The sequence below is a fragment of the Brachybacterium sp. NPDC056505 genome, assembly GCF_042794925.1.
Classification (GTDB): domain Bacteria; phylum Actinomycetota; class Actinomycetes; order Actinomycetales; family Dermabacteraceae; genus Brachybacterium; species Brachybacterium kimchii.
This window is the reverse complement of the sequence record NZ_JBHTSV010000012.1, coordinates 63169-74363: the sequence shown is the minus strand read 5'-3', so window position 1 is coordinate 74363 and position 11195 is coordinate 63169. Positions and strand designations below refer to the sequence as shown.

10 protein-coding genes are annotated in these 11195 nt (G+C 74.4%); 9 read left to right on the top strand and 1 reads right to left on the bottom strand.

What is annotated here, in order from left to right; genetic code table 11:
- Positions 1 to 651: 651 nt before the first annotated feature.
- The 6 genes from ACFQ53_RS09090 (at position 652) to ACFQ53_RS09065 (ending at position 3867) form a co-directional block, all read left to right on the top strand.
- A complete protein-coding gene (locus tag ACFQ53_RS09090; RefSeq protein ID WP_377858442.1) occupies positions 652 to 1119 on the top strand; it encodes a hypothetical protein in 468 nt (155 codons plus the stop codon).
- Entirely contained in the window at positions 1116 to 1850 is a 735-nt protein-coding gene (locus tag ACFQ53_RS09085) for a class E sortase (protein ID WP_377858439.1), read from the top strand. The genes ACFQ53_RS09090 and ACFQ53_RS09085 overlap by 4 nt, the downstream gene beginning before the upstream one ends.
- Positions 1851 to 1902: 52 nt before the next feature.
- Positions 1903 to 2073: a hypothetical protein gene (locus ACFQ53_RS09080; protein ID WP_377858436.1), complete on the top strand. Its 171-nt coding sequence runs from the start codon at positions 1903 to 1905 to the stop codon at positions 2071 to 2073.
- Positions 2074 to 2244: 171 nt separating this feature from the next.
- Positions 2245 to 2868: an RNA polymerase sigma factor gene (locus tag ACFQ53_RS09075; RefSeq protein WP_377858433.1), complete on the top strand. Its 624-nt coding sequence runs from the start codon at positions 2245 to 2247 to the stop codon at positions 2866 to 2868.
- A complete protein-coding gene (locus ACFQ53_RS09070; protein WP_377858430.1) occupies positions 2865 to 3473 on the top strand; it encodes a hypothetical protein in 609 nt (202 codons plus the stop codon). The genes ACFQ53_RS09075 and ACFQ53_RS09070 overlap by 4 nt, the downstream gene beginning before the upstream one ends.
- The gene (locus ACFQ53_RS09065) at positions 3463 to 3867 is read left to right on the top strand and encodes a hypothetical protein (protein WP_377858427.1); all 405 of its coding nucleotides are present in this window, start codon (positions 3463 to 3465) and stop codon (positions 3865 to 3867) included. Before ACFQ53_RS09070 ends, ACFQ53_RS09065 begins: the two co-directional genes overlap by 11 nt.
- 360 nt (positions 3868 to 4227) lie before the next feature.
- Here the strand turns inward: ACFQ53_RS09065 and ACFQ53_RS09060 are convergent, their stop codons facing one another.
- Positions 4228 to 5643, bottom strand: coding sequence for a hypothetical protein (locus ACFQ53_RS09060; protein ID WP_377858424.1), 1416 nt, complete (start codon positions 5641 to 5643; stop codon positions 4228 to 4230).
- 431 nt (positions 5644 to 6074) lie between these two features.
- Between ACFQ53_RS09060 and ACFQ53_RS09055 the strand changes: the two genes are divergently transcribed.
- The 3 genes from ACFQ53_RS09055 to ACFQ53_RS09045 are packed head-to-tail and all read left to right on the top strand — an operon-like array spanning position 6075 to position 11114.
- The gene (locus ACFQ53_RS09055) at positions 6075 to 7181 is read left to right on the top strand and encodes an AAA family ATPase (protein WP_377858422.1); all 1107 of its coding nucleotides are present in this window, start codon (positions 6075 to 6077) and stop codon (positions 7179 to 7181) included.
- Between the two features lie 13 nt (positions 7182 to 7194).
- Positions 7195 to 8535 (top strand): DUF58 domain-containing protein, encoded by a 1341-nt coding sequence (locus tag ACFQ53_RS09050; protein WP_377858419.1) that lies wholly within the window; start codon positions 7195 to 7197, stop codon positions 8533 to 8535.
- Positions 8532 to 11114 carry a transglutaminaseTgpA domain-containing protein gene (locus ACFQ53_RS09045; protein ID WP_377858416.1) on the top strand — a complete coding sequence of 861 codons (2583 nt, stop codon included), beginning with the start codon at positions 8532 to 8534 and terminating at the stop codon, positions 11112 to 11114. The genes ACFQ53_RS09050 and ACFQ53_RS09045 overlap by 4 nt, the downstream gene beginning before the upstream one ends.
- Positions 11115 to 11195: the final 81 nt, after the last annotated feature.

Below are 11195 nucleotides of genomic sequence, written 5' to 3'. Positions count from 1 at the left end.
CCTCTCCCGAAGCTCGTCCGGGTACTTCCTCGGTGCTGCCATGCTCCTCATCCTCCCGTGGATTCAGAGCCTCCACCAGACCCGGGGCGATTCACTCCTGGGCAACAGGCTCACGGAATCCCTTGTCACACGCTTCCAGTATCGCCGCTCCAGAACTACCGCGACGGGCGGGGGCGACGAGATGGAGGAGGTCGAGCCTGCTTCGGCCCCGGCGGAGCCCGGAGTCCGAGCGTGAGGGCGCCGAGCCACCGCCCTGCCCACAGTCCAGCGCGCGGCGCACTCGTGCTCGCGTCATTGCTCCTGGTGCTTCTCGCTCCGGGATGTGCGCCGTCCGGGACGCCGAACGAGTCCGCGAACACAGGCGCAGGAACCGAAACCACCTCGCCGGCCTCTCCGAGCGCTGACACCGTTTCAGCCGATGCCTGCGCGACCTTCTGGGGCGACCCCACCTACGCCACGCCGCTGTCCCGTGACGTGCTCGACCGCGCCGCGACAGCGGCAACCAACGGCCCGGACGACCCCGCCTTCTACGCGATGACGGGCGATGACATCGACGCCGGCTTCGCCCACGCCGACTCGGGCACCCGCGACGCCGCTCAGCCGCTCGCTGCATGGATGCGGGAACAGCCCCAGCGTGGGCAGGATGCCGACATGGACGCATTCGTCTCGTCGTGGCGCGGCCTCGCGGCCGCATGCGCCCCGCATTCGGCGGCCGCGACCTGGGCGGCGGGAGACGGCCGGGCCGGCACGAAGCCGTCGGCGCTCGTATGCGCGGACATCGTGGACACGCCGTCGACGCTTACCGTCTTCGCCAATGCGAACGTGCTGACCTCCAACCTCTTCAAGGTCGTCGGCCGGGGACCGCGGACTGTGCCGGCCGGCAGGATGGACGACGTGCGCGCGGCCGACCAGCTGCTGACAGAGGAGATCGACGCCGCGGAACCGGGAGCCGTGCGGGACTCGCTCGAGGACGTGCGCGGCCCCCTGCGGGACGCCCTGAACGGCGACCTGCATTCGGACGGTCTGCAGGGGCCGCTCGACCAGCTCGCGGAGGCGTGCACGGATGCGGACTACTTCGTCCCGCCCAGCGGCGAGGGCGACGACGAGGGGCTGGCATGAGCCGCACCCGTTCCCGGGGCGCGAAGGCCGTGGGGCTCCTCGGGGAGGTGATGCTCACTCTCGCGGCGCTGGTCGCTCTTTTCCTGGTCTGGCAGCTGTGGTGGACCGACGTCGTCTCCCAGCGCGGCCAGGACCAGATCCTCGGCGAGCTCGACCAGGGGTGGGGGGACCTGGACACCCAGCGCATCGCTCCGCCCCAGGCCGGCGATCCTCCTGTCATCGATACGCCGGAGGACGGTGTGGTCTGGGGAACGCTATGGGTCCCGGACTTCCCCCGAGAGCGCATTCCCCTGGCCGAAGGTGTCGACCGTGAACGCGTCCTCAATGTGAAGGGAGCCGGGCACTATCCCCAGACCGCTCTGCCGGGGGAGGTGGGCAACTTCTCCGTGGCCGGGCACAGGAACACCTATGGTCGGCCGTTCTACGACATCGCGTCGCTGAGGAAGGGCTCGGTGCTCGTCGTCGAGACGGAGAAGACCTTCTACATCTATAAGGTGACGGCCTCCGAGGTCGTCGAGCCGAGCGACGTCGGCGTGATCGCCCCTGATCCCGATGATCCGAGCGCGGAGCCCTCGCGACGCCTGCTCACCCTCACCGCGTGCCATCCGATGTATTCGGACCGCGAGCGATACATCGTCCACGCCGAACTGACCTCCTGGACCAAGCGCGAGGACGGTATCCCGAAGGAGCTCGTCGGGACGTCTGCGGCTCCTGCGGATGGCGGCGCGTGAGTGCCGGCCTTCCGAGGCGTCCATGGTGATTCGAAAGCGAGAGGTTCTGCCGATGTACTCCTGGTTGTTCCGACACCTGCCCGGGCCGTTGTGGGTTCGCGTCGTGCTCGTCGTCGTCCTCGCGATGGCCCTCGTAGGAGTGCTCTTCCAGTGGGTGTTCCCGGCGATAGCCCCCCATCTTCCGTTCGACGGCGGGACCGTCGACTCCGTCCCCTCGCCCTGACGGTCCACGAGGGCCGCTCCGGGGCCGCCATCCTCTGTGACGCGTGTCACCGAACCGGGGCGTGAGGAATCCGGTCGCGACGACGTCCTCCTGGTGGAATGCAGAGGCGTCCCGTGGTCGAGGTCCAGCGACAGCGGTGCCTCGGGACCACGGACGGTGAAGGAGGGGCAGGTGAGTGGAGCCTCCTCGGAGCAGCGGATGGACGAGCGCGCGCTCGTGCTGCGCGCCCAGGACGGAGACGTCGACGCGTTCGAGGTGCTCATCGACCGCCACCAGTCGTCCCTGCTGCGCCTGGCGTCGGCGACGCTGCGCAACCGGGCCGACGCCGAAGACGTCGTGCAGGAGACCCTGCTGACCGCATGGCGCCGGTTGCACCTGCTGCAGGAGCCGGCGGCATTCCGCTCATGGCTGCTGCAGATCTGCTCGCGGCGGGCGACGGACGTGGTGCGGCGCAGCGCGCGGCGCGGCACGGATCCGCTGGCCCCCGAGGACTTCCCCGAACAGGAGGGCGTCGGCGGGAGCACGGGCGCCGTCGGCTCCGGCTCCGCGGGTGCGGGCGCCGACGGCCACGGCGACCCGTTCGACGCGGTCGTCGTCGGCGAGCAGATGCGCACGCTGCGCCAGCTCCTCGACGGGCTCGAGGAGAGCCAGCGAGCCTGCTGGGTGCTGCGCGAGATCGAGGGACTCGGGTACGCGGAGATCGCGTCGGCCCTGGACCTGTCCGAGTCCACCGTGCGCGGCCGACTGGCCCGCGCCCGCGCGCACATCATCGCGAGGATGGAGGAGTGGAGGTGAGCATGCAGACGCCTCAGGAGCACGAGAAGAACGCGCAGGGCACGGCCGGACGGACCGCGCCCGATGGGACCGTGCCCGTCGAGCACGAACTGCCCGTCGAGACCGCCGAGCAGTCGGCCGCCTACGACAGCCTGATCCGCTCGGCCCACGAGGAGTGGGCTTCCCTGGAGAGGTCGGGCGATCCCAGCGTGTCCGTGTCCTCCGGGGCGCTCGCAGCGCTCAAGCGGTCCGTGCGCGCCGAGGTGCGCCGGGGAGCGCAGGTCGTGGTCCCGCCCACGGGGCGCGGCCCGATGTCGGTCTCCGAGCTCACCCTGCACACGGTGCTGCGGCGGGCCGTGGACACGGTGCCGGACGCGCGCAGCCTGCGCGCCCGCGTCGAGTACGAGGAGGAGGACGCCGGCTCGCACGGCGGTCGATCCGGCGAGAGGGGGATGCCGCGCGCGGTGACGCTGCGGATCTCCGTCCAGCTGGGCAGCCCCGGTGCGCGCGACCTCCCGCGACTGGCCGAGGACGTGCGCGGCGCCGCCGCGGCCGCGCTGCACCGCGACCTCGGCATCGACCCCGTCCGCATCGACGTGCACATCGAGGACCTCCATGACCAGTGACAGCACCCGCATCAGCGAAGACGCCCCCGCCGCGACAGGCGCGGCCGACGCGACGGGCCGGGCCGGAGAGCGCGCGAGCAGGAGGAGCACCGGCGTCCTCACCGACGACCTCGTGCAGGCCGTGCTCGCCGTGCCGGGCGTCGGAGGTCTCGAGCCCGGCGTGACGAGCACGCTGCGGGCGCTCGATGCCCGGCTGCGGCGCCGTCCCGAGGCCGTCGCCCGCTACGGCCTGCACCTCGAGGAGGAGCAGGCCCGGGTGGTCGTCGAGGTGGGCCTGCGCACCCAGGAGCCGCTGCGGCAGGTCGTCGAGGACCTGCAGGCGACGGTCGCCGAGGTGCTCGAGGATGTCGGCCACGGGGGCCTCGAGGTGCTGGTGCGCGTGCAGTCCGCCTGAGAAGAGCGGACACACAGGAGTCCGTCGCCCGCTCGCAGGGGGTGCGAGCGGCGACGGCAGGCACGGGTCCATGCGGACGCGCGGGTGTGCGCGTCGGATCGGACCCGGCCGCTTCCGGGGGGAACGCCCGGTGCTCGGGGGAGCACCGGGCGCTCGGGGGAGCCCCGGGGACACGGGATGACCCGGAGCACGGGGACGCCCGGCTCCCGGGGGAGACCCGGGACCACGGGGAGCGAGGGGGACAGGGACCCGCGAGGGGATCGAGGGAGAACAGGGCTCTCGGCGCGCAGGTGGGCGTGCCGGGGGCCCTGAGTCATGCCCTGCGAATGGGCCGATGAGCCGACGGGCCGACGGGCCCGGTCAGCGGCGGGCGCGGCGGCCGTGACCGTCGGCGGCCGCGCTCCGTCGGCGCAGCAGGACGACGCCGACGCCCACGGCGCCCAGCAGCACGAGCCCCGCACCGCTCACGGCGAGCGCCGGGCCGATCCCGGCACCGTCGCGGGAGGACGCCGCGCGGGCCGACGCATCCTCCGCGTCGCCTTCACGTCCGCTGGAGGAGGACACAGGATGTCCGTCGGCCGCGCGGCCGTCGCCGTCGGCGCCTTCGTCCCCGCCTGAGCCGTCACCGCCGCCCTGGTCGCCCGCAGAGCCGGCATCGCCGCCGCGCTCCGCGTCTGCCTGCGCATCATCGGTGCTGCGGCCCGAGGAGTCCTCTGACGCCTGATCGGTCGAATCGCCCGCTCCGGAACCCTCGGCGCTCCCGTCCTCGTCCGTATCGGATCCTGCGGGTCCTGCGCCCGACGAGTCGTCGCGGTCGGAGGCGTGCGAGGAACCATCGGCCCGGTCAGTGCCGGAACCGTCCTCACCCGCGTCCGCGGCGTCGTGGCCCGCGGAGCCGGCGCCGTCCTCGGACTCCTCGGCCGAGGCACCCGCACCGGAGGACGAACCTCGACCCGAGCCGGCATCGTGCGAGGCCGAGTCGTCGTCGCCGGAACCGCTGTCGCCCGTGCCACCGGAGCCGGTCGCGCCGCCGGAGCCGCCGGAGTCGTTCGACGTGCCGGAGCCGCCGGACGACGCATCGTCGGACCCGTCGGCATCGTCCGCGGCGCCCGAGTCCCCGTCGGCTGAGCCCCCGTCGGTCGAGCCGTCGCCGCTCGAGGAACCCGAGCCCGCGCCGGAGGCATCGTCGGAGTCGTCCGCGCCGGAGGACCCGGAGCCCGAGGAGCCGTCATCGCCGGATCCGCCGCCGGACTCCGAGCCGTCGCCCGCGTCGCCGCCGCCGTCCGACGACCCCGAGCCGTTTCCGACATCGTCGCCGGAGTCTCCGGCGTCGGAGCCTCCATCGGCCCCGCTCCCGGACCCGTCGGACCCGTCGGACCCGCTGTCGTCGGTCCCCGACGCGCCGTCCCCGCCGACGTGCACGCGCACCGAGCCGGACTCGCTGCTGTCGCGGCCCTCGAGCGTGATGCGCACGTCGCCGGAGTCGGGGAGCGCGACGCTCGTGCGGACCGTGCCGTCGGGCTCGACCGCGACCGGCCCGGTGGTGGTCGTGCGGTCTCCCACGATGTTGACGTCGACCGAGGTCGTGGAGTCGGAGAACCCGCAGGCCTGGACCTGCACGCTGTCCCCGGGGGAGACGTCCTCCGGGTCCGCCACCACGGTGAGCGCGCTGCACACCGCGGGGAGCTGCGCGGCCTGGGCCTGGGCGGGCAGGAGCAGGCAGGGGAGCAGCACCGCGGCGCCCACGGCGCCGATGCGGCGTCGTCCCTGGGGCACGTGGTCGTCCTCCTCGCGGGCGGTCCTGGCCCTGTGCTGCTCGACTTCTGATGGCTGTGCGGCCCGTCGCCGCTGTGTCCCGATCGGTGCCGGGCGGGTCCGCCGGTCCCGGCTCGCATCGGCCGGTTCCGGCTGTGCTGCGCCTGTGGCGCGACTGCGCGGTGCGTGTGCACCGGCCGGGAACTCTGGTCGGCCCGCGGGCCGCTCCGTAGAATCTATGAACAGGACAGCATCCGTGCGCGTCGGACCGGGCCAAGGTCTGGCAAACATGTGGTCCGGGTCCATGCATGCCTGTGCATCGGCGCACGGATGGGTGCGTGGGACGGACCGCAGTGGTCGACTGTGCGCTTCGTGCCCGCCCCGCGGGCCCCGACTCCCGTCGGGACGCGACGTCGCGCGGAGCGTCCGACGTCCGCGAACGAGGAGAGCAGATGACACAGAGCCCGATCAGGACCGCGGACAGCTCCGCGCCCGACGGCCCCGGCCCCACGGGGCGCCGTCGGGCGACCGGCGCGGCCGACGGGACCCCCGGCACGGACGGGCCCGACGGGACCGGCGCGTCCGACGCCCCGCTCTCCCCGGGGACCCTCGAGGAGATCGCCGCCACCGCGCGCGACGTCGTCGACGAGATCTCGACGGTCGTCGAGGGCAAGGCCGACGCCGCGTCGCTCGCCGTGATGGTGCTGCTCGCCGGCGGCCACGTCCTCGTCGAGGACGTCCCCGGCACCGGCAAGACCATGCTCGCGAAGTCCCTGGCCGCGGCGCTCGGCGCCGACCGCCACCGCATCCAGTTCACGCCCGACCTGCTGCCCGGCGACGTCACCGGCGCGAGCATCTTCGACCAGGCCGCGGGCCGCTTCGAGTTCCGCCCGGGCGCCGTGTTCACGCAGGTCCTGCTGGCCGACGAGATCAACCGCGCCTCCCCGAAGACGCAGTCCGCGCTCCTCGAGGCGATGGAGGAGCGGCAGGTCAGCGTCGACGGCCAGACCTACGCCCTGCCCGAGCCGTTCATGGTGGTCGCGACCGCGAACCCCGTGGAGATGGAGGGCACCTATCGCCTGCCCGAGGCGCAGCGCGACCGCTTCCTCGCCCAGATGACCATGGGGTACCCGGTGGCCTCCGCCGAGGCGCGCATGCTCTCCGCCCAGGCCGGGCCCGTGCCCGACGGCGACCGCGAGCTCGTGGACTCCGTGCGCGCCCGCACCGATCCCGCGACGATCGCGGCGTACGTGCGCGCGATCCGCCGGGTCCACGCCGCGCCCGCGCTCGTCGAGTACGCGGTGCGCTTGGCGGCCGCGACCCGGGAGCATCCGCGCAGCGTGCTCGGCGCCTCGCCGCGCGCCGGCGTGCACCTGCTGCGCGCCGCGAAGGCGCACGCCGCGATGGGCGCCCGCGGCTACGTCGAGCCCGGCGACCTGCGCGCCGTGATCAGCCCCGTGTGGCGCCACCGCCTGCACCTCAGCCCCGGCGCGCTGTCCCGCGGCGCCACGGCCGACGACGTGCTCGAGGACGTGCTCGCGCAGGTCCCGGTGGCCTGATGGGGAGCGCATGATGGCGGCCGCGACGGTCGGTGCGGCAGGTGCGACCGGAGCGACGGCCGCGGTCGGGACGTCGGGCGGGGTCGGCGCGGCGAGCGCCCGCGCCCGGCGCACCCGGATCCGCCCGACGGCCCGCGGCGCCTGCCTGCTGGTGGTCGCCGTGCTCCTGTGGGCCGGCGGGGAGATCACCGGACTGGCCGCCGGCCGCCTGATCGGCATCGCCCTCGTGCTCGCGCTGCTGCTGTCCCTGGCCGCGGTGCTCCTGCTGCGCATCGGACTCGGGCTCTCGCGGCGCGTGCTCGACGAGGCCGTGACCGCGGGCGCTCCCGCCCGCGTGGACCTGCGCCTGCTGCCCTCCGCGTTCGCCGCCCGCGTGCCGCTGGGCACCGGGGCCGTGACCGCGCAGCTGCCTGCGGGCCTCGGTGGGCCCGGCGACCTCCGTCTCGCCCCGCGCATGCCCCACCACGTGCAGGTCGGCGGGCGCGGCATCCATGAGCTCGGCCCCTGCCTGATCCGCCTGCGCGACCCCTTCGGCCTCCTGCAGGTCAGCGCGCGCGTGGAGCTCGCCGGCCGCATCGTCGGCCTGCCCGTCGTCGAGCCCGTCGACGACGCCGGCACCAGCCGGATCGGCATCGGTCGGCGCGACCTCGAGAGCGCCGGCGCGGCGATCGGCAGCGGGGAGCTCGGCGTGATCCCGCGGCCCTACGCCCCGGGCGACGACATGCGCCGCATCCACTGGAGGGCGAGCGCCCGCGCCGGACGCCTGATGACCCGCGAGGAGGAGCCGCCCCGCAGCGAGGGTGCGGTCATCGTCCTGGACACGCGCTTGCCGCGCGACGCCGAAGGCGACGAGGTGGGCGCCGAGCGCCGCGATCCGGTGCAGGACAAGATCCTCGACCATGCCGCATCCCTGCTGGTCAGCCTCGCCTCCCACGGGTGGGAGACCCGCGTCGTGGACGCCGACGGCGACGAGATCACCCGCATGGCCGGACGCGCCGGCGGGGCCTCCCCGCTCGATGCGGAGGCCGGCGCGATCGGCGTGCGCGCCGCCCTCATCGACCTCGCGGGCGTGGGCTTCGGCGACGCCCAGCAGGAGAGGGAGAAGCCCGTCGCCCTCGACCACGCCTCCGGGAGGGTGGACCTCGCGATCGCGCTCGGCCCCGACCACGGCGACCCCTTCAGCGCCCTCGAGCTGGACCGCTTCGCCGCCCGCGCCCCGCAGCGCACCGCGATCGCCGTGCGCCCCGCCGCGGCCGGCGACGAGCGGGTGCGCAGCGCCCACGACGGCACCTGGCTGCGCCTGGACGCCCCGGCCGACGCGCGCCTCGGCGACGTGCTCGAGGCCGGATCATGAGCGCCCCCGCTCCGACCGGCGCGACCGCCGCCTCGACCGACCCCGGGAGCCTCGGGTCGAACGCTTCGGCGCCGGCCCATCCGCGCACGCCCGGCGAGGCCCTCCGCGAGAGGCTCATGGCGCGCCCCGTGCGGATGAGCCTCGTGCTCGCCGTCGCGGTGGTGCTCGCCGCGATCCCTCTCTCGCAGCTGCTCGACGGCGCCGACTGGTTCACCCTGCCGCTCGGCGCGGCGGTCGTCGTCGGCGGCCTCGGGGCGCTCGTGCGGGCCTTCACCCCGCGCCGGATGCGCGCCCTCCCCGTGCAGGTCGTGGGCCTGATCCTGCTGTGCGCGGGGGTCGAGGCGGCCACCGGTGCGCTGCCCGTGGGCGGCCCGGCGGCCCTCGTGACCGGCCAGGTGGACGTGATCCGCCAGGGCGTGAGCATCCTCTTCCAGGCCCAGGCGCCGCTGGTCCTGGCGCCCTCCTCGCGCATCGTGGTGCTCGCCCTCATCGGGCTCGTGGTCCTCGCACTGGACATCCTCTGCGTCGAGGGCGGCTGGCACATGGTCACCGCGCTGATCCTGCTGGGATTCATGCTCGTGCCCGCCCTCATGCGTCCCGACGGCGGCGGCTTCGCGAGCATCGTCGGCCCGATCCTCGCCGCGCTCGCCGTCCTCGCCGTGGGCGGCCTGCCGGATCGCCTCGGCCCGCGCAGACCGCGCGGCCCGCGTGGACAGGGGGCCGACGGGGGCGAGCACGCGCTGTCCGGCGCGGCTCGTCCCGCCGGGCCCGGCACTGCCGGGGACCGCATGGGCCGACGCGCCGCGCTCGGCCTGATCGGCGCGGGCGCGGTGGCGGTCGCGACGCCGGCGGTCTCGGCCGTGCTGCCGCGTGCCCAGGACCCCGTGTTCCCGATCGACCTCGACCGCATCAACGCCTGGCAGGGACGCGCCGGGGCGCTCGGCGGGGCGATGATCGACGACTCCGTGTCGGTGCGCCGCAATCTCATGCAGGGCCGCGAGCGCGAGATGCTGCGCATGACGACGGACGTGGCGCAGCCCGGATACCTGCGCCTGCAGGCTCTCACCCAGTTCGACGGCCAGAGCTTCCAGGCCGGCAAGCAGCGCGGATCGACCTCACGGACCACCTCGGAGTCGTTCTCCGACCGACGCCTCGCCTCCTCGCGGCCCGACGGCGCTCCCGTCTACGACCTGCACATCACCGAGCTGATCGGCGACCGCCTGCCCACGCCGTTCCCGATCCGCTGGACCGACGCCGGGGACTCCGCCGAGCTCGCGCGCACGGGCGCCAGCAACGGCGAGCTCGTGGTCGACGGAGGAGCCCGGGACCTCTCCGGCATGCGCTACTCGGTCGCCGTCGACGACACCTCCTTCGGCCCCGACGAGCTGCGTGAGGTCTCCGACGCGGACATGCGCATCCCGTACGACAACGGCTACGTGAACGTCGGCTCGACCCCGTCGATCCACGCGCTCGCCACCGAGATCTCGCAGCAGGCCGATTCCGAGGCCGCCTACGACGTCGCCACCGCGCTCGCCGCCTACTTCCACGAGAACTTCGAGTACTCGCTCACGGTCACCTCGAAGCCCGGCGAGAACCCGATCGACGCCTTCCTCGCCGAGCGCGTGGGCTACTGCGAGCAGTTCGCCGCTACGTTCGCCCTGGTCATGAACGACCTGAAGTTCCCCACGCGCGTGAGCATCGGCTTCACCGCGGGCGATGTCGACGGGGACGCGCGCACGATCACCAACCACCACGCGCACGCCTGGCCCGAGACCTGGTTCGGTCCCGACCACGGCTGGGTGCGCTTCGAGCCCACGCCCGCCGCGGCCGACAACGGCGTCTCGAGCCCGACCTTCGCCACGGACACGCCCGACCCGGACGAGAGCGCCGAGGACACCCCCAGCAGCGAGGCGACGCAGGCCGAGGACACCACGAGCGCCGACGAGGAGACCACCGAGGCCGACACCACCACGGAGGACACGACCGCATCGAGCGAGAGCAGCTCCGCGAGCGACGACGGCGCGGGCCCCGCCGCCGTCGTCCCCTGGTGGGGCTGGGGCCTGGGCGGCATCGGCGTCGCCGGAGCGCTCGTCGGCGGAGGGGCGCTCGCCCGCTCGGGCGTGCGGCGGCGTGCGCTGGCCGCCCGCGAGCAGCGCTGGGCGCAGCTGGACGCGTCGCAGGCCGCCGAGCTCGCCTGGACGGACGTGGTGCGCGCCGTGGACTACCGCGCCTGGGCCCTGCACCTTCTGGGCTGGACACGGCTGTACGGGAAGGATCCGCTGGTGCTCGCGCTCGATGCGGCGCTGCCGCCCGGCGAGGCGCTGATTCGCCTGCTGGACGACGCGGAGGCGGCGGGCCTGGAGGTGCCCGACGGGACCCGCGAGGCGGCCGCGCGGATCGCGGCGGCGGTCACCACGGCGCGGTACGCCCCGCAGTCACCTGCGGCTCAGGCCGAGGTGGACTCCACGACCGGCGACGCGAACAGGGGCCGCAGCGCGCAGGCGCTCCGCGAGGACGCTGATGCGGTGCGTGCCGTGGTGCTCTCGCGCGGGGGCACGTCCCGGCCGCTGTCGCAGTGACGCGCTGCGTCCGGAGAACCTGAGAAGATCGGTGCCGGACGCACGGTGGAGGAGAGGAGCTCGATGAGCGAGCAGACGGGC

Coding starts and splice junctions, on each gene's coding strand:
- ACFQ53_RS09050 (WP_377858419.1), top strand. CDS start 7,195: ATGGCGGCCGCGACGGTCGGTGCGGCAGGTGCGACCGGAGCGACGGCC.
- ACFQ53_RS09080 (WP_377858436.1), top strand. CDS start 1,903: ATGTACTCCTGGTTGTTCCGACACCTGCCCGGGCCGTTGTGGGTTCGC.
- ACFQ53_RS09055 (WP_377858422.1), top strand. CDS start 6,075: ATGACACAGAGCCCGATCAGGACCGCGGACAGCTCCGCGCCCGACGGC.
- ACFQ53_RS09065 (WP_377858427.1), top strand. CDS start 3,463: ATGACCAGTGACAGCACCCGCATCAGCGAAGACGCCCCCGCCGCGACA.
- ACFQ53_RS09090 (WP_377858442.1), top strand. CDS start 652: ATGGACGCATTCGTCTCGTCGTGGCGCGGCCTCGCGGCCGCATGCGCC.
- ACFQ53_RS09045 (WP_377858416.1), top strand. CDS start 8,532: ATGAGCGCCCCCGCTCCGACCGGCGCGACCGCCGCCTCGACCGACCCC.
- ACFQ53_RS09085 (WP_377858439.1), top strand. CDS start 1,116: ATGAGCCGCACCCGTTCCCGGGGCGCGAAGGCCGTGGGGCTCCTCGGG.